20 protein-coding genes are annotated in these 17455 nt (G+C 63.7%); 14 read left to right on the top strand and 6 right to left on the bottom strand.

The genetic code is table 11. The features are described 5' to 3' along the window. Positions 1-126: 126 nt before the first annotated feature. The gene (locus tag FJ954_RS20440) at positions 127-711 is read left to right on the top strand and encodes a YqaA family protein (protein WP_015315574.1); all 585 of its coding nucleotides are present in this window, start codon (positions 127-129) and stop codon (positions 709-711) included. Between the two features lie 85 nt (positions 712-796). After that, positions 797-1315, top strand: a complete 519-nt coding sequence (locus tag FJ954_RS20445) for a disulfide bond formation protein B (RefSeq protein WP_140616849.1) — start codon at positions 797-799, stop codon at positions 1313-1315. A gap of 162 nt (positions 1316-1477) precedes the next feature. Here FJ954_RS20445 and FJ954_RS20450 read toward each other — a convergent pair whose 3' ends face one another. Beyond that, the gene (locus FJ954_RS20450) at positions 1478-2035 is read right to left on the bottom strand and encodes an HNH endonuclease (RefSeq protein ID WP_006328497.1); all 558 of its coding nucleotides are present in this window, start codon (positions 2033-2035) and stop codon (positions 1478-1480) included. A gap of 128 nt (positions 2036-2163) precedes the next feature. Further along, on the bottom strand, positions 2164-2805 hold the full coding sequence (locus FJ954_RS20455; RefSeq protein ID WP_140662800.1) for a DNA-3-methyladenine glycosylase: 642 nt from the start codon (positions 2803-2805) through the stop codon (positions 2164-2166). A 75-nt stretch (positions 2806-2880) separates the two neighbouring features. Here FJ954_RS20455 and gluQRS point away from each other — a divergent pair, with 75 nt between their 5' ends. Then, complete coding sequence (gene gluQRS / locus FJ954_RS20460) at positions 2881-3756, top strand: tRNA glutamyl-Q(34) synthetase GluQRS (RefSeq protein WP_140662802.1); 876 nt, start codon at positions 2881-2883, stop codon at positions 3754-3756. A 137-nt stretch (positions 3757-3893) separates the two neighbouring features. Next, the gene (locus FJ954_RS20465) at positions 3894-4796 is read left to right on the top strand and encodes an EamA family transporter (protein WP_140662803.1); all 903 of its coding nucleotides are present in this window, start codon (positions 3894-3896) and stop codon (positions 4794-4796) included. Here FJ954_RS20465 and FJ954_RS20470 read toward each other — a convergent pair. After that, complete coding sequence (locus FJ954_RS20470) at positions 4766-5617, bottom strand: YihY/virulence factor BrkB family protein (protein ID WP_015315569.1); 852 nt, start codon at positions 5615-5617, stop codon at positions 4766-4768. The genes FJ954_RS20465 and FJ954_RS20470 overlap by 31 nt on opposite strands. Before the next feature lie 58 nt (positions 5618-5675). On the opposite strand from FJ954_RS20470, the gene FJ954_RS20475 reads away from it, so the two are divergent. The 7 genes from FJ954_RS20475 to FJ954_RS20505 all read left to right on the top strand — a co-directional run bounded on the left by FJ954_RS20475 (position 5676) and on the right by FJ954_RS20505 (position 11213). Beyond that, entirely contained in the window at positions 5676-6542 is an 867-nt protein-coding gene (locus FJ954_RS20475) for an SDR family oxidoreductase (protein ID WP_140662805.1), read from the top strand. Between the two features lie 26 nt (positions 6543-6568). Then, positions 6569-6760, top strand: coding sequence for a twin transmembrane helix small protein (locus FJ954_RS20480; protein WP_015315567.1), 192 nt, complete (start codon positions 6569-6571; stop codon positions 6758-6760). An 18-nt stretch (positions 6761-6778) separates the two neighbouring features. Then, positions 6779-7360 carry a cob(I)yrinic acid a,c-diamide adenosyltransferase gene (locus FJ954_RS20485; protein WP_015315566.1) on the top strand — a complete coding sequence of 194 codons (582 nt, stop codon included), beginning with the start codon at positions 6779-6781 and terminating at the stop codon, positions 7358-7360. Between the two features lie 31 nt (positions 7361-7391). Further along, a complete protein-coding gene (locus tag FJ954_RS20490; protein ID WP_140662806.1) occupies positions 7392-8192 on the top strand; it encodes a rhomboid family intramembrane serine protease in 801 nt (266 codons plus the stop codon). Between the two features lie 233 nt (positions 8193-8425). Continuing rightward, complete coding sequence (locus FJ954_RS20495; protein ID WP_140662808.1) at positions 8426-9175, top strand: electron transfer flavoprotein subunit beta/FixA family protein; 750 nt, start codon at positions 8426-8428, stop codon at positions 9173-9175. A 20-nt stretch (positions 9176-9195) separates the two neighbouring features. After that, entirely contained in the window at positions 9196-10125 is a 930-nt protein-coding gene (locus FJ954_RS20500) for an electron transfer flavoprotein subunit alpha/FixB family protein (RefSeq protein WP_140662810.1), read from the top strand. Positions 10126-10334: 209 nt separating this feature from the next. After that, positions 10335-11213: a 3-hydroxybutyryl-CoA dehydrogenase gene (locus FJ954_RS20505; protein WP_015315562.1), complete on the top strand. Its 879-nt coding sequence runs from the start codon at positions 10335-10337 to the stop codon at positions 11211-11213. 12 nt (positions 11214-11225) lie between these two features. Here the strand turns inward: FJ954_RS20505 and FJ954_RS20510 are convergent, their stop codons facing one another. The 3 genes from FJ954_RS20510 to FJ954_RS20520 all read right to left on the bottom strand — a co-directional run bounded on the left by FJ954_RS20510 (position 11226) and on the right by FJ954_RS20520 (position 14564). After that, the gene (locus FJ954_RS20510; RefSeq protein WP_181177881.1) at positions 11226-13208 is read right to left on the bottom strand and encodes a PAS domain S-box protein; all 1983 of its coding nucleotides are present in this window, start codon (positions 13206-13208) and stop codon (positions 11226-11228) included. Between the two features lie 164 nt (positions 13209-13372). Beyond that, entirely contained in the window at positions 13373-14011 is a 639-nt protein-coding gene (locus FJ954_RS20515; RefSeq protein WP_140662812.1) for an NrsF family protein, read from the bottom strand. A 1-nt stretch (position 14012) separates the two neighbouring features. Beyond that, positions 14013-14564 (bottom strand): sigma-70 family RNA polymerase sigma factor, encoded by a 552-nt coding sequence (locus FJ954_RS20520; RefSeq protein ID WP_015315559.1) that lies wholly within the window; start codon positions 14562-14564, stop codon positions 14013-14015. 230 nt (positions 14565-14794) lie between these two features. On the opposite strand from FJ954_RS20520, the gene FJ954_RS31655 reads away from it, so the two are divergent. The 3 genes from FJ954_RS31655 to FJ954_RS20530 all read left to right on the top strand — a co-directional run bounded on the left by FJ954_RS31655 (position 14795) and on the right by FJ954_RS20530 (position 17419). Continuing rightward, positions 14795-14932, top strand: a complete 138-nt coding sequence (locus FJ954_RS31655; RefSeq protein ID WP_181166415.1) for a hypothetical protein — start codon at positions 14795-14797, stop codon at positions 14930-14932. Between the two features lie 75 nt (positions 14933-15007). Next, on the top strand, positions 15008-16057 hold the full coding sequence (locus FJ954_RS20525) for a hypothetical protein (RefSeq protein ID WP_140662814.1): 1050 nt from the start codon (positions 15008-15010) through the stop codon (positions 16055-16057). Positions 16058-16066: 9 nt separating this feature from the next. Continuing rightward, positions 16067-17419: a hypothetical protein gene (locus FJ954_RS20530; protein WP_140662816.1), complete on the top strand. Its 1353-nt coding sequence runs from the start codon at positions 16067-16069 to the stop codon at positions 17417-17419. Positions 17420-17455: the final 36 nt, after the last annotated feature.

The following is a 17455-nucleotide window of genomic DNA, read 5'->3' on the forward strand; positions in this document are numbered from 1 at the left end:
CAACAGGCCAATTTCCAAACCAGCCTCTGCCGCGACCAGACGGCACCTTTCCAATTTGTAAGACCGCAGCCATTGTGCAGCGCGAAAAACCTTTCTAGACAGACGGGCCGTTCCATAGGAGAGCCGATGCTTCGCGGACTGTATGACTGGACCCTGTCGCTGGCGGCGCGCAAATCCGCCGAATGGTGGCTGGCCTTCATCGCTTTCGTCGAGAGCTCGGTGTTCTTCATACCGGCAGACGTTCTGTTCCTGCCCATGGCGCTGGCGCGCCCCGAACGCGCCTATCGCTACGCGCTGACCGCCACCGTTGCGTCCGTGCTGGGCGGCATCGCCGGCTGGCTGATCGGCTACTATGCCTACGACACAATAGCACGGCCGATCCTGGAGCACTTCGGCGGCCTTGCCACGTTCGAGAAGTGGCAGTCTTCCGGCACCGGGCTAATGCTGGTGCTGCTCGTCACATCCGGCGTTGCGCACCTGCCGCCGATCAAGGTGGTCACTATTCTGGCCGGCGCGCTCCACATCAACCTTGTTGTCTTCATCGTCTCGGCCATCATCGCGCGCGGCGCCCGCTTCCTGCTGCTGGCGTGGCTTTTGCGCCGCTATGGCGAGCCAATCCGCGAATTCATCGAAAAGCGCCTGGGCCTGATCGTCGGCGCCGCCGCGGTCGCCCTGATTTTGCTCTATATCCTGATCAAATACGCCCTCTGAGGTTTGATGCTTAAAACCGCGCAACGGTTTTGGCAGCGCGGCGAGCAGACTTTGCGGACGGCGAACACAACGGACGAAAGACGCCATGACAGCGACCATGAATGCCGATACCGGCCACCAGCGGACACGCGCGGCCCTGTTTCTCGCCGTCGCGATGGCCGCGACCGTTGGCTCGGCGCTCGGCTTCCAGCACATTGGCGGCTACATCCCCTGCCACCTCTGCCTGGAACAGCGCACGCCGTATTACATCGGCGTGCCGTTGATGGTGCTGGCGGCGATAGCGTCGATGCTGCGCGCACCCGCATGGCTGACGCGCGGCCTGTTGGCCATTGGCGGCCTCCTGATGCTGTACGGGCTCTATCTCGGCGTCTATCACTCCGGCGTCGAATGGGCCTGGTGGCAGGGTCCTGCCGATTGCACGGCGGGCGCCGGACCGGTCGACACCGGTGGCAAGGGCGTCCTCGACGCGCTCGACAAATTCGTGCCGCCCTCCTGCGACAAGGCCGCCTTGCGCATTCTCGGCCTGTCGCTGGCCGGTTGGAACGCCATCGCCAGCCTGATCCTCGCCGCCGTCGCCTTCCGTGGCGCGCTGGCCCGCGACTGATGTAGCGAACGCGCCGACTTGAGATCCTTCAAAGAATTCGGCAGGCTGGGTCGGATAAAGTGATTTTCGAGAACCGGAGCGGAGCGGCCATCAACTTCGTGAGCCCCGGAAGCGCAGACAATTTGCTCCAGACGGCCAACCTCCCGAATTCTTCGAACGAACTCAAGGCTCCAGTTCGACATCCCAGTAGAGATAATCCATCCAGCTTTCATGCAGATGGTTGGGCGGGAACAGGCGGCCGTTATTGTGCAGATCATGCACCGTCGGCTGAAACGGCTTCTGCAGCGGCCACATCTTGGCGTGAGCCGGCATCATGCCGCCCTTCCTCAGATTGCAGGGCGAACAGGCGGCCACGACATTCTCCCATGTCGTGGCGCCGCCACGGTGACGCGGGATGACATGGTCGAAGGTCAGGTCCTCGGGGGTACCGCAATACTGGCACTGGAAACGGTCGCGCAGGAAGACGTTGAAACGGGTGAAGGCCGGATGCCTGGACGGCTTCACATAGGCCTTCAGGCTAACCACGCTCGGCAGCTTCATCGAGAAGGTCGGCGAGGATACGGCGTGCTCGTATTCGGCCACGATGTTCACCCTGTCGAGGAACACCGCCTTGATGGCGTCCTGCCAGGACCAGAGCGACAAGGGGTAATAGCTGAGCGGACGGTAATCCGCATTCAGCACCAGCGCTGGAAGCCCATCCGGAGATACGGCAACCGTCACCTTGTTGACCTCCTAGTTCTAGAACCGTTCGGCGTGGATACTGTAAGCCTGACATGACAGGGATGTGAAGCGGATTGTCGCTGGCACGAAGCGCCAAAAACACATGATTTTTAGGCTTTCTTGCGGATTCAGGCCGGCGGCGCGGCGTCCCGGCCCCTGGTTTCGCGATAATAGGACCAGAAAAGCCGCGATGCGACACCTCGCCACGGGCTCCATGATTCGGCCAGCGCGATCAGTGTTTTCTCCGCTGGACGAGGGTCGATGCCGAGCGCATGGCCGACAGCGCTCTGCAGGGCGACGTCGCGCGCCGGGAAAATGTCGGGATGCCCGGCCGCAAACAACAGATACACTTCCGCCGTCCACGTACCGATACCGGGCACCGCCGTCATCCTGGCGATCGCCTCCATGGCATCGAGCGAACAGAGGTGATGCAGATCGAGCCCATCGGCCACGGCCTGGGCGACCGCGATCAGGCCGCGCTGCTTGGGCCGCGACAGGCCGGCCTCGCGAAACATGTCCTCGCCGGCGGCAAGGATCGCCCGCGGCGTCAGCGGATCGACGAGTTTCGTCAGCCGGCCGAAGATCGCATCGGCGCTCGCCCGCGACACCTGCTGCGAGACGATGATCGAGGCCAGGCTCCTGAAGCCCGGCTCCGAAAGCCTGAGCGGCACCTCGCCGGCCATGCCGCGCACTTTCCCCAGGCGCGGGTCGATGAGGCAAAGCGCGTCCAGCCCCCGCTCAACGTCGTCCAGTGTCGCGATGCGCCGCATGGTATCCTTGTCCGAAGATGTGCAGCAAGGTAGCAACCGCCAAAACCACAGCACAACCCGATTGCCGCTCGAGACATGACGCTCCTGACATTCCGCTTCGCGCCCAGCCCCAACGGCGAACTGCATCTGGGCCACGCCTATTCGGCGCTGCTCAACCAGAAGCTCGCAAATACCAGTGGCGGCCGCCTGCTGCTGCGCATCGAGGATATCGACACCACGCGCTGCACGCCGGAGTTCGAGGCGGGCATGATCGCCGATCTGAAATGGCTGGGCCTCGACTGGGAAAAGCCCGTGCGCCGCCAGTCCGAGCATTTTGCAGAATATGGAACGGTGCTCGGGCGCCTGATCCGCGAGGAACTCGTCTATCCCGCCTTCATGAGCCGCGGCGAGATACGTGCCTTCATCGCCGACGGCGAAAAGCGCGGGCGCGACTGGCCGCGCGATCCCGACGGTGTGCCGCTCTATCCCCCGGCCGACAAGGCGCTTTCGATGAAGGAACGCAACCGGCGGATTGCCGAGAATGCGCCCTTCGCCTGGCGGCTGGACGTCGGCGCCGCCATGGCGCGTGCCGGCAGGGACCTGGCATGGGCCGAATTCAGCGACGGGACGCTGTCCACGACGCGCTCCGTCGAGGCGCGTCCCCAGGATTGGGGCGACGTTATCGTGGCGCGCCGCGACATCCCGACCAGCTACCACCTCGCCGTAGTCATCGACGATGCCCTGCAAGGCGTCAGCCATGTCGTGCGCGGACAGGACCTGTTTTCCGCGACCGGGGTGCAACGCCTGCTGCAGGAGATTCTGGGATTGCAGCCACCCGCCTATTTCCATCATCGGCTGATCCTCGGGCCGGATGGGCGAAAACTGTCGAAGAGCTTCAGGGATACGGGCCTTGCCGCCTTGCGCGACGCAGGCGCCTCGCCGGAGGAAGTCAGAAGGATGGTTGGGCTCTGACAGGAGAAACGCTCTCCGGACACGCCACCCGTTCAACCTCCTTGACGCATGGATCAATCGTTTCGTTTTGCGCGCGGGGTTGAACAGGACTAGAGCATCCTCACGGTCAATTCTCACCAGCGCGGCGATCCCGGAAAATGTCCAGCATCAAGCGGTTCATCCCCGCCACCTTCGTTGTCTTGTGGGCGACCGGCTTCATCGGCGCGCGTTACGCCATGCCATGGGCGGAGCCGTTCACCTTCCTCGCCGCGCGTTTCGTGCTCGCCGCCATCCTGCTGGCCGTGCTGATGCTGGTGCTGGGCTCGAAACGAGCCACCCGCGAGGAGGCTCTGCATGCCACCGGCGCCGGCGTGCTGATGCATGGCATCTATCTCGGCGCCGTCTTCTGGGCCATCCATCGAGGCATGCCGGCCGGTTTTTCGGCCCTGATCGTCGGCCTGCAGCCGCTGATCACCGCGGTGCTTGCCGGCAAGTTTCTGGGCGAGGCCATCCTGCCGCGCCACTGGCTTGGCCTCGCTATCGGGCTGGTCGGCATCGTCATCGTGCTGTGGCCGAAACTCGGGGCGCTCGGTGGCGGCGTGACGGCGGCGACACTGGCCGCCTCGCTGGTCTCGGTGCTCGGCATGAGCGCCGGCACGATCTGGCAAAAGCGTTTTGCGTCCGGAGGCGACCTCGTGGCGGCCACCATGTGGCAATATGTCGGCGGCGCTTCGCTGATGATCCTGGCTTCGCTTGCCTTCGAAACCCAAACCGTCGTCATCAATGGCGAATTGGTCTTCGCCATGGGCTGGCTGCTGCTGGTGCTGTCGCTCGGCGCCATCTTTCTCCTGATGGTGATGATCCGTGACGGCGAGATGTCGAAAGTGGCCTCGTTGTTCTACCTGGTGCCGGCGGTGACGGCCGTCATCGCCTGGGCCTTGTTCAACGAGCAGCTCAATGCGCTGCAGATCGTCGGCATGGCCATCACCACTTTCGGCGTGGGCCTGGCAACCGCCCGAACAGGCAAACTTCAGCCGACCCGGGCACGCGCCTCTAGATAACGGCTGATCGCGGCGTTGAGCTCGCCGCCGAGGATGAAGATCGCCGAGACGATGTAGAGGAAGACCACCGCGATCATGATCGAGGCGAGACCGGCATAGGTCGTCACATAGGACGAGAAATGGTCGAGATAGGTGGCGAACATGGTCGAGCCGATAAGCCATGCGGCCAGTGTGAAGATGATGCCGGGTATCAGCGAGACGAAACGGCGCTTGCCGGCCGGCAGCCAGTAATGGACGGCAAACAGTCCGCCGATGATGACGGTTGAGGCGATGACGTACCGCCACAGCGTGATCGTGCCCGTATAGGGTTTGATCCATTCGAAATGGGCTTCCGCCAGCCGCGCCAGCAGGGGCGCGAACACCAGCAGCACGCTTATCGCCAGGAACCCGGCGGTAGCGATCAGCACGAAGAAGATGCTTTGCACCCGGCGATAGATGATGCCGCGCGTTTCCGTGACCCGATAGGCGCGGTTCAGCGAGGTGCGCAGCGCCTCGATGCCGTTGGAGGCAAAGTAGGCGGCAAGCAGCACGCCATAAGTCAACAGATCACTGCGCCTGACGGTCAGCACGTTCAGCACCTCGTGTGCGATCGGCTTGGCGATCTGGTCCGGCCAGGTGTCGAAGACCAGGTGCACGGCTGTGTCGGCAAAGGCCTGGGCACCAAGGAAGCTGCCCAGCGTCGTGGCGAAGATCAGGAATGGAAACAGCGCCATCAGCGAAGTGATCGCCAGATGGCTGGCCATCGCCCAGCCGTCATCGGTATTGAAGTGGCCGAGCGCGTCGTAGAGCACGCGGCGCAGGGCGACAATGTTCCGCAGCAAGGACGCGCGCTCCCCTCGATTGTCTCGACGCCGCGAATATGGGAAATGAATGCGGCAAATGGCAACCCTTCGTCAAACCCCGAATTCTCCAGCGGCAGACTTGCGCACCATCATCGTCACCGGTGCATCTTCCGGCATAGGCGCCTATTGCACCCGTGCATTGAAGGCTGAGGGCTGGCGGGTGTTCGCGACGGCGCGCAAGCCGGAGGACATCGCCGCCCTCGAAGTCGACGGCGTCGAGGCTTTTTACCTCGACTATAGCGAACCGGACTCCATAGCCGCTCTGGCGGCGGCGGTGCTCGACCGCACCGGCGGCAGGCTCGACGCGCTGTTCAACAACGGCGCCTACGCGCAGGCAGGCGCCGTCGAGGATCTGCCCGTTGCGGCGCTCAGGGAGCAGTTCGAGGCCAATTTCTTCGGCTGGCACGACCTGACCCGCCGCCTGGTTCCGGTGATGCGACGCCAGGGCCACGGCCGCCTCGTCCATTGCTCGTCGATCCTCGGTCTCGTGCCTGTGCGCTTCCGCGGCGCCTATTCGGCCTCCAAGCATGCCTTGGAGGCCCTGATGCTGTGCCAGCGCCAGGAACTGGCCGGCAGCGGCATCCATGTCTCGCTGATCGAGCCGGGGCCGGTGAAATCGAAGATCGCCAGCAATGGCCTGCCCTGGTTCCTCAGGAATATCGACCATGAGAATTCCGCGCATCGCGCCGACTATGCCGCGCAACTGGAGCGCATGCGCGCCGGCGGCAGCCAATCGGCGCGGAAGCCCGGGCCTGAAGTGGTCCACAAGGTGCTTCGCCATGCACTTCTGTCGCGGCGCCCACGCCCGCACTATGTGGTAACAATGTCGGCCAGGATCGGCGCCATGCTTAAACGCATCCTGCCGGCCTCGATGCTCCACCGCCTGCTCGCCAAGCGCGCCTGAACAAGCAAAGAACTGGAAACGCAAAAATGGCCACTGCCTTCAACATCCTTGCCATTCTGGTCATGGCCGCCGTGGTGGTCGTGCTGATCAGGGGGCTCATCAACATGATGCGCGGCGGCTCCGGTGTGACCTCCAACAAGCTGATGCAGGCCCGCGTCCTGCTGCAGGCCGTGGCGCTGGCGCTGATCCTGCTGGCCGTGTATTTCACCCGCAAGTGAGGCTTTTCGGGAGGCGATGTGGTCAAGCTCAACAAGATCTACACCCGCACCGGCGATGATGGCACTACGGGCCTTGGCACTGGTGAGCGGCGGCTGAAATCCGATCTCAGGGTGGACGCCTACGGCACGGTCGACGAAGCCAATGCCTGCATCGGCATGGCTCGCGTGCATACCGAACAGAGCTACCAGGCGATCGACGCCATGCTCTCGCGCATCCAGAACGATCTCTTCGACCTCGGCGCCGATCTCGCCGTGCCTGATGACGGCAAGCCGCTTGGCTACGAGCCGTTGCGCATCGTTGCCACGCAGACCGACCGTGTCGAGCACGACATCGACGTCCTCAACAAGAAGCTCCAGCCGCTGAAATCCTTCGTGCTGAACGGCGGCACGCCGGCAGCGGCGGCGCTTCATCTCGCCCGCACGGTGGCACGGCGCGCCGAGCGGCTGATGGTCGCCCTGGCTCAGGACCCGGCCGAACACGTCAACCGCGACGGGCTGAAATACATCAACCGCGTCTCGGATTTCCTGTTTGTCGCCGCCCGGGCGGTCAATGACAACGGAAATGCCGACGTGCTATGGGTTCCCGGCAAGAACCGCTGAACGGACCAGAGGCGGGAGGGGCCGGCGACCGATGTTCATCCCGCTTTACGACACCAACAGGCTGCGCCACATCAGGCTGCAATATGTGACCATCGGTCTGATTGTCGCCAACGCCGTGATCTATTGCGCCACGGCGCTCGGCGGCGAGAACTTCACCAATGCCGCCGTGCTTGGCCTCGGCTTCATCCCGTCCGTCGTTCACGACACGGCCGAACTCGACCCCCGCTTTGTCATCATCCCCGAGAGCCTGAGCTATCTCACCTATTCCTTCCTGCATGCCGATATTTTCCATCTCGGCGGCAACATGCTGTTCCTTTGGGTTTTCGGCGACAATGTCGAGGACGCGCTCGGCCACATCCGCTACCTGATCTTCTATCTGCTGTGCGCCATCGCCGGAGCCGCCTTCCAGGGGCTGGTCGCCTGGGATTCGCAGGCGCCGTTGATCGGCGCGTCGGGTGCCATCGCCGGCGTGGTCGTCGCCTACCTGATCCTCTATCCCAGGGTGAAGGTGTGGGTGCTTGCCTTCGCCCGCATCCCTTTGCGCATTCCAGCCTTTATCCCGCTCATCCTGTGGGTGCTGTTCCAGATCGTCATGTTCGCGGCCGGCGGCGAGGATCAGATATCCTGGGCCTGCCACATCGGCGGCATCATTGCCGGCGCGGTTCTGGTGCTGGTCCTGCGCAGCCGCGGCGTGCCGCTGTTCGCACCCGCCGACGAGGTTGCCGTGGTACCTACTCCTGAACAGCCGCCGGTGGTCGGCGAACCAGCGGCGCCCCAAACGGCCGCCACCACGACGCGCTGGGGACGTGGAAACCCTTCTGGCCCAAACTGAACCGATTTGAGCGGCTTTCAGCGTATTGACGGCACGGGTTGCCACAATTACGGAAACGTCTCCGCCGCGGCCCAAGGCGTTTAAGGAGCAGCCAGGGCGGGCAAAGACCAGAATTTCCATCCGGCCAGAATTCCGTCTGGCCGGAATTCAGTCAGGAATGTCGGCTTTCGACAACTCAGAAGGGGCGCAGGCTGCTATAGCGCGCCCAACTAGCGTGAAGAGGTGACAGGCAAATGAAGATCCTTGTGCCCGTGAAGCGGGTTGTGGACGCGAACGTCAAGGTGCGCGTGAAGGCTGATGGTTCGGCGGTGGAGCTGGCCAACGTCAAGATGGCGATGAACCCGTTCGACGAGATCGCGGTGGAAGAGGCGATCCGGATCAAGGAAGCCGGCAAGGCCGAAGAGATCATCGTCGTGTCGATCGGTCCGCAGCAGGCGCAGGAAACCTTGCGCACCGCACTCGCCATGGGCGCCGACCGCGCCATCCTGGTCAAGACCGACGAACAGACCGAGCCGCTGGGCGTCGCCAAGGTGCTGAAGGGCGTCGTCGATGCGGAACAGCCAGGCCTTGTCATTCTCGGCAAGCAGGCGATCGACGACGATTCCAACCAGACCGGCCAGATGCTGGCGGCCCTGCTCGGCTGGGCGCAGGGCACCTTCGCCTCCAAAGTCGTGATCGAGGGCGATCATGCCAAGGTGACGCGCGAAGTCGACGGCGGCCTGCAGACGGTGGAGCTGAAGATGCCGGTGATCGTCACCGCCGACCTTCGCCTCAACCAGCCGCGCTATGCTTCGCTGCCCAACATCATGAAGGCCAAGAAGAAGCCGCTCGACGAGAAGAGCCCGGCCGATTACGGCGCCGACGTCAAGCCACGCCTCAAGGTCATCAAGACCGAGGAGCCGAGCGGCCGCAAGGCGGGTGTCAAGGTCAAGAGCGTCGCCGAACTGGTCGACAAGCTCAAGAACGAAGCCGGCGTGCTCTGAGATCGGAAGGAACAGACAACATGGCAATTCTCCTCATCGCTGAACACGACAACGCCACCCTTTCCGACCAGACCGCCAAAGCGCTTTCGGCCGCCCTGCAGATCGGCTCGGACGTTCATGTGCTGGTGGCCGGCAAAGGCGCCAAGGCTGCCGCCGACGCAGCAGCGAAACTGAAGGGCGTGAGCAAGGTACTGCTCGCCGAAGCCGACGAACTCGCCGAGCGCCTGGCCGAGCCGACGGCGGCACTGGTCGTCTCGCTGGCTGGCGCCTACGACACGGTCATCGCGCCGGCGACGTCGGCCGGCAAGAACATCGCGCCGCGCGTGGCGGCCCTGCTCGATGTCGCGCAGGTCTCCGAGATCATCGAAGTGGTCTCGCCCGATACCTTCAAGCGGCCGATCTATGCCGGCAACGCCATCCAGACGGTGCAGTCGAGCGACGCCAAGAAGGTCATCACCGTGCGCACCGCCTCCTTCCAGGCCGCGCCCGACGGTGGCTCGGCTTCGGTCGAGACGGTCAATGCGGCAGCCAATCCCGGCCTGTCCACCTTCGTCGAGAACAAGCTGTCGGAGACCGACCGTCCGGAGTTGACCTCGGCCAAGATCATCATCTCGGGCGGCCGCGCGCTCGGTTCCTCGGAGAAATTCCAGGAAGTCATCCTGCCGGTCGCCGACAAGCTCGGTGCTGCCGTCGGCGCCTCCCGCGCCGCCGTCGATGCCGGGTACGCGCCGAACGACTGGCAGGTCGGCCAGACCGGCAAGGTCGTCGCCCCCGATCTCTACATCGCGGTCGGCATCTCCGGCGCCATCCAGCACCTTGCCGGCATGAAGGATTCCAAGGTCATCGTCGCCATCAACAAGGACGAGGAAGCGCCGATCTTCCAGGTTGCCGACTACGGCCTCGTCGGCGACCTCTTCGTCATCCTGCCGGAGTTGCAGAAGGCGCTTTGACGCTTCCGCGCAACCGTATTAAATTGCGAAGGGTGGGGTAGACGAAGTCGCCCCACCCTTTTAGTTTGCACCGCACAATAAGCAGGCCACAAAGGCTGAAAGCAATTCCAGCAGCAGTGCGCAGGGGTTTTTGCGCCGGGAATTGCGGGAAAACAAAGAGATGGGGCGGTTCGCGATCCAGCGAAAAACGCTCCGGACGGGATCGGGTAATGAGCAAGATCGAGACGATCGGCATCATTGGTGCGGGCCAGATGGGCGGCGGCATCGCCCACGTCTCCGCGCTTTCGGGCTATAAGGTGCTGATCTACGATATATCGCCCGACCGCATCGAGAAGGGCATTGCCACAATCAGCGGCAACATGGCCCGTCAGGTGGGGTCCGGCAAGCTCGACGAGAAGCTGCGCAATCAGGCCATGGCACGCATCGCGTCGGCACCGACGATGGCCGATCTCGCCGGCGCCGATCTGGTGATCGAAGCGGCGACCGAGGACGAAACCGTCAAGCGCAAGATCTATGCGCAGCTCTGTCCGCAGCTCAATCCCGAAGCGATCCTGGCGACCAACACCTCGTCGATTTCGATCACACGGCTAGCTGCCCAGACCGACCGACCGGAGCGGTTCATCGGCATACATTTCATGAACCCGGTACCGCTGATGAAGCTGGTCGAACTGGTGCGCGGCATCGCCACCGAGGACCAGACCTTCGAGGCGGCCAAGACCTATGTGAAGCAGCTCGACAAGACGATCACCGTCTCGGAAGATTTCCCGGCCTTCATCGTCAACCGCATCCTTCTGCCGATGATCAACGAAGCGATCTACACACTCTATGAGGGCGTCGGCTCGGTCGATGCCATCGACACCGCCATGCGGCTCGGCGCCAACCATCCGATGGGACCGCTGCAGCTTGCCGATTTCATCGGCCTGGATACCTGCCTGTCGATCATGCAGGTGCTGCATGACGGCCTGTCGGATTCGAAGTACCGGCCTTGCCCGCTGCTGGTCAAATATGTCGAGGCCGGCTGGCTCGGCCGCAAGACCGGGCGCGGCTTCTACGATTATCGCGGCGAGCATCCCGTTCCGACGCGCTGACGTGATTGCCGCTCACGAGGCCGCGGCGAGTGGCTTGGGCGGTTCTGACCTGTCATCGTCGCTGACCTTGCCGTCCGGCGCCACCGAAACGCATCCCCGGCCGGCGGCCTTGGCTGCATAGCAAGCGGCGTCGGCCCTTGCGATGATCTCGTCGACTTCGCCGCAATTGGCGCAGATCGCGGTCAACCCGATGCTGGCGCCGATCCCGTGCGGCCGGCCATCCCAGGTGAAGTTCAGGCCCGCTATCGCATCGATGATGGAACGCGCCGCGATCCTCGCGTCGGTGGTGGAAGCCGATTTCAGGATCACGGCGAATTCGTCGCCACCCAGGCGCGCGACGATGTCTTCAGGACCAAGCACGCCGCGCACGGCGTCAGCGACCCGCTTCAGCAGGGCGTCTCCGGCAGCGTGACCTCCCGTGTCGTTGACCAGCTTGAAATGGTCGAGGTCGATGAACATGAACTGATGGCGGCCCCCTGTCGTCGTGCCGTCCTTGCGCGCCTGATCGACCATCCCCTCCATGGCGCGGATGAAGCTCGAGCGGTTGGCAAGGCCCGTCAGTGCGTCGTGCGCGGCGGCATGGGCAAGCTGTCGCTGCAGGGCACGCGCATCGGTGAAGTCCTGGAAGACGATCACCAGACCGCAGAATTCGTTGCGTTCGTTGAGGATCGGCGACACGACCTGGCGGATGCTGCAGCGCGTGTCGTCGCGGCGGATGAGGACCGCGCGGCTGTTCTGGTCGGAGCGCGCCTCTTCGCCTGTCACCGGCCGCGTCATCCCGATGCTGTGGCCCGTCTCCTCGTCGACTGCCCAGTAGACATGGCTCAGCGTCTTGCCCAGCCCGTCGTCACTGGAAACGCCGGTCAACTTTTCGGCCACCGGGTTCATGAAAGTGACGCGGTTCGCGGCATCGGTGCAGATGACGGCATCACCGATCGATTGCAGCGTCACCCTCAGCCGCTCCTTCTCGTCGGCCAGCATCGCCGCCGAGACGATGAGCCGTTCTTCGGCCTGCTTTCGCCGGGTGATGTCCATCAAGCTGCCGATCGCTCTGACCAGGTGTCCGTCCGCATCGCGCTCGATGGCCTTGCCGCGGTCGAGGATCCAGATCCAGCGGCCGTCCTTGTGGCGCATGCGGAACTCGGCTTCGAAAAATTCCGTCTCGCCGGCGAGATGGGCGCGATCGGCCTCCGCGACCGTGGCGCGATCGTCTGGATGGATCATCGTCAGCCAGCGATCGGGGTCGCCATCGAGCTCGCCATCCCCGTAGCCCAGCATCTTGACCCAGGTGGAGGAATAGGTGGTGCCCCCCTTGCGCATGTCGAAATCCCAGACACCTTGACCGGCGCCGGCCAGCGCGAAGTTCCAGCGCGTTTCGGCCTCTGTGATGCGCGCCTCGGCCTGTTTGCGCGCGTCGATGTCCTCGATCTGCGAGACGAGATAGAGCGGCCGGCCGCTTTTCTCGTCGCGAATAACCGAGCCGGCAAGATGAGCCCAGACGGGTGTGCCGTCCTTCTTGAGATAACGCTTCTCGAAGTGGAAGGCATCGACGGTGCCCGCCTTCAGGCCGGCCATCGTTTCGCTGCCGATCTGCACATCGTCGGGATGCGTGAGCTGGAAGAAGGTCAGCGCCTCGATCTCGTCGCGGCTGTAGCCAAGCATGGCGGCAAAGGCCGGATTGGTCTGGAGAATACGCCCGTCGAGACCGACGATAGCGATGCCGATCGCCGAGTCCTCCATGGCCCGGCGGAACCGCTGCTCGCTATCCGTGATCTGCCGTCGATCCTCCGAGATTCGACCGATGAACAGATAGGCCGCGAAAAGCGCGCAGACCGTCACAGCGACCGATATTTGGAGGCAAAGTCTGAGGGCTTGCGCGCCAAGGTCCAGTCCTGACAGCACAAGCGAGGCGGCCACTACGGCCAGACCGGCCACAAGCAGCACCAGAGCTGCATGCTTGTGCCGTCCCGGCCCGATGATACCTCGCAATGTCACGATTCGTGCCACCCCCGTGGGCAATCGCTTTTTCCCGTTAAAACCCTGAAGGATCGATTTTAAGGAAAGGTTGCGCCCAGGGCATAGGCGACATGGAAAACCGGCAAACAATTGCCGGCATGATTAAGGATCGGTATTCACGGGGTGTAGGCGTGGGTATCCTGCTACCAGCGCACGAAAAACCGCCCGCCGAGCGCGCCAAGCAGAGCGAGAGCCGCGATGGCGATCGTGTACCAGGTGGCAACGAAAAGCGGCGAATCGTCGAAGCAGTGCGCCGCATAGAAAGTCGCCGCCAGCCCGCCGGCAAGCAGCCCCGCGACCGCGCCGGCAAGCACCGGCCGTGTCGGCGCGCCATAGCGCAGCATCCACAGGAAGATGGCCAGCGGGCCGATGCCGATCAGCGGGATGAAGCCCATGCAGATCATCATGTTCGAGCCGATCATGCGCGTGCTCCACAGGGCCTGCGGCACCACGAAGAGCTCCAGCACCACGGCCACCGCGACCAGCAGCGGCGCCGCGATCATCGCCGCCATAGCCCGGCCTGTCGCCGCGCCCGGCGTCGACAGGGCACGGATCAGGGCAAAGGCGCTGATGGCGAGCACGATGGTGAAAACGAATTTGGACAGGAAACGCACCGTGTGCGCGGCCACCATGAAATCGGGGCGCGGCCCGATCGTCATCATGAAGACAGCGGCCGCGACCAAGGCGGCCGCGCCAGCCGCCAGCCACCAGGCCGAGCGCAATGGCATCGCCTTGCTGCGGGCATCGGCGTCGAGCGCCTTGATGAGATCGTCGGTCTTCATGTCATTCCCGCCCGAACCGCCCCTGCCCGAATCGCCTGGCTATGGCGGTAAGTCCCCGGTGCAGCGACACCCGCACCGCCGTCTCGCTGATGCCGAACTTAGCCGCCGTCTCGCCGATCGAGCGGCCCTCCACGGATACTGCTGAAACCACCGAACGCTGTGCCGGCGGCAGCCCGTCGAGCGCCCGGTTGATGTCCCGCTCGCTGACGGTTTCCGTTTCGGGCTCGGCGAACGTCTCGGCGATGTCGTCGACATCGATCTCGATGCGCCGTCCGCGCCGCCGGAACGCATCGATCAGCTTGAAACGGGCAATCGCATAGACCCAGGGCAGCACCGGCGCGTCCTGGCGCCAGGTGTGCCGTTTCACATGAATGGCCAGCAAGGTTTCCTGCACGACATCCTCGGGATCGACCCCGCCCTGCACGATCTTGCGCCTGACGAAACCGCGCACCAGCGCGGCAATCCGGTGCAGAAAGTCGGCATAGGCCTTTTCATCCCCCGCGATCGCGGCCCGCATCAGCCGGGAAAGCTCGGCCTCGTCCTTGCCGCTCACAAGAGTTCACTCCCCGATCTTCGCGCCTCGGCACTGATTTGTTACGTGGCCGGCGAAATAATGTCCAAGCCAAACTACGGGCAAATCACGAAAGTTTGCGGGATGGCTCGCTAAATTCCCGGACGGGTTCTCTGGTTCCCAGCTCATGCGTGAGGAGCGGCGCGGGACCAACCTTTGATTGACGTAAGGTAAACCCTTCTGTAGCGTCAAGGGATCGGAGGGCGGCCGAAATGGATTTCATTGAACGCATTTTTGGATTTTCTCCCGACAATGGCTCGGGAACTTTCGAGAGCAGCCTTGTCATTGCGGCCATGGTCCTTGTCGCCGCCGTCTACTTCTACAGAAGACAGGGATCACTGAAGAAATAGCCTCTGGACAACCGGCGGAGACAGGTCCGCCAGGAAAACATTACCGTTGCGTCCTCTCAGCGTGGGAAACACGACATGGCAGGATCTCTGGTCAACCACATCAGAACCGCGGCCTTGCTGTTGTTCGCCGCCGAATTCTGGAAGCGTCTGGCCGCCGGGCTGAAGGTGCTGTTTGCCACGATATGCAGGCTGCTGTGCCGGCTGGCCAAGGGCCAGCGGCTGCCCAGCCCGGCGCAGAACGATTGCTGCATCCAGCTACCGCCCGACATCTACAAGCGCGCCGATCCTCTTCTCTATGCCCAGTACTATCTGATGGCGCAGGGGCTCGCGGTCACCTGGGACAATCCCGACATCGACATTTTCGACGGCACCTTGCCGGTCAGCGGCGCGCTTCAGCCAGCACATGCATATCGCGTTCGCGTGCGCGTCTGGAACGGGTCCTATGACGCCCCAGCGGTGGGCGTCGGGGTGGCACTGTCCTACCTGTCATTCGGCGCCCAGACCATTTCCCGTCCGATCGCCAACGTCGCCATAAATCTCGGAGCTAAGGGCACGATCGATTGCCCTGCCTATGCCGAGTTCAGTTGGACCACGCCCGCCACCGGCGGCCACTACTGCCTGCAGGCACAGCTTTCCTGGGGCGACGACGCCAACCCCGGCAACAACCTTGGCCAGAAGAACGTCAACATTGCCGAGATGCGCTCACCGGCGAAGTTCGTCTTCAGCGTGCGCAACGAGGCCTCGGTCGTCCGGCGTTTCCAGATCGAGGCGGACTGTTACGGTCTGCCGAAGCTGCGGTCATGTATCCCGCCACGCGGCCAAGGTCGAGACGAGCGCACGGACACCCCACAGCCGCGGCTCGCCGAGAGCAAGGCGCGCTGGGCCGAGGCCCTCGAGGAACAGGCGTATGGCCGGTTTCCCGTGCCGGACGACTGGTCGGTCAGGATCGTCCCAAGAACGCTTTTGCTGCAGCCGCGCCAGCTGACCGAGATCGCTGTCGAGATTGAACCGAAGGACTCCGCCTTTCGCGGCTCAAAGACCTTCAACGTCCACGTCTTCACGATCGGCGAGAGCGGATCGCGCACCATGACCGGCGGCGTGACGCTCACCGCCACGAAAGGCTGAGGCGCTCCGATGGCTTACAAGCACTATACGAGCTGCTTTCTCTATCCGGCCGGTGGCAAGCCCTACAACGAGGACGATCGGCTGGCTTTCCTCGCCGGCCAGGCGCTGCAGATCATCGTGATCACCGGGCTGGCGGCCGCCTTCGGCCTGCTGCTGGGGCCGGTCGGTGCGGCACTTGCCGCGGCAATCGCGTTTCTGGCGTCCGCTACCGCGACGATCGACAAGGCCGCCGGGGAATGGCTCAACCATCGCCTGGTCTGCCTCGACAAGGACAATCCGAAATGCGCCGTCGGCATCGTCTCCTACAATCCGTTCCGCAGCGATCTCGGCGCCTTCGACAACGACCAGTATTTCGACGTCATACTGATGCCGCATCCGACGACCGAAATCCTCAACGCCGAGACAAACGAGGCGGCCTTGGCGGCGGCCAATCGCTACAATGCCGACGGCACCGTCGTGGCGGAATTCGCCGCCAGCGTCGCGGCCCATCCGGCCAACGATATTCTCAATGACGGCTTTCAGGGTCATGAGCTGCTGTTGCCACGCGACGACCTGAAGACGGATCTGGGCTACGCACCCGCCGACGATCATGCCCGCTGGGGCCTGCACTGCGAGGCCGAGGGCGACTTCTGGATCAAGATGCGCCAATGGGCGCCGGCCATCGTTATCCTGCTGACGGCGGCCCTGGTCGTCACGGTGGCCGCGGCGGCCGCCGGCGCCAGTGCCGGAGCGGCTGTCGGCTGCGCCATAGGATCGTTCTTCCTGGGTGCGCTGGGCTGCGCCATCGGCTCGTTCCTGGGAGGATTGCTCGGAGCGGCCATTGGCGGCGCCATCGGCGGAGCGGCATCCTATTTCGGCGGGGTCAAGCCGGTCCTGCAGGGATTGTTCAACTGGAACCCCGGCAATGTCGAGGACGCCAATGTCGGCGACAAGGCGCTCGGCCCCATCAGGATGGGCGATCATGTCGCCGTCCTCGGCGAACATGTCTATGACGGCTACCACAAGGGCTGGCACGAGTTTCATCCGCTGATGGCGGTGGTCAAATTCGATGCGGCCGCCAGTGTCGACGCGAAACACTATCTGCAGTGGGATCCGGACTTTGCCGACACGGGCACGGTTCCGCCCAAACCGCCGGGCGAGACCACCGACCTGACCGCGCAGGATATCCGTGACGGGCTTGGCAGCGCGGCGTTCCGGACGCGCTGCGACAATCTGCGCAGGACCTGGTGCGCCATGCTGAACGAAGCGTTCGATCCCGAGACCAAACGAACACAGCAGGGGCTGGACCAGCGGTGGACCATTCATCCGATGGTCGATGGCTGCATCCCGCAGGAGCAGCCACCAGCCCCGCATATCGGGTGATGCCATCGGCGTCCGACACGCGAAACCGTGATGATG

Source organism: Mesorhizobium sp. B2-3-15 (genome assembly GCF_006442875.1).
GTDB lineage: Bacteria > Pseudomonadota > Alphaproteobacteria > Rhizobiales > Rhizobiaceae > Mesorhizobium > Mesorhizobium australicum.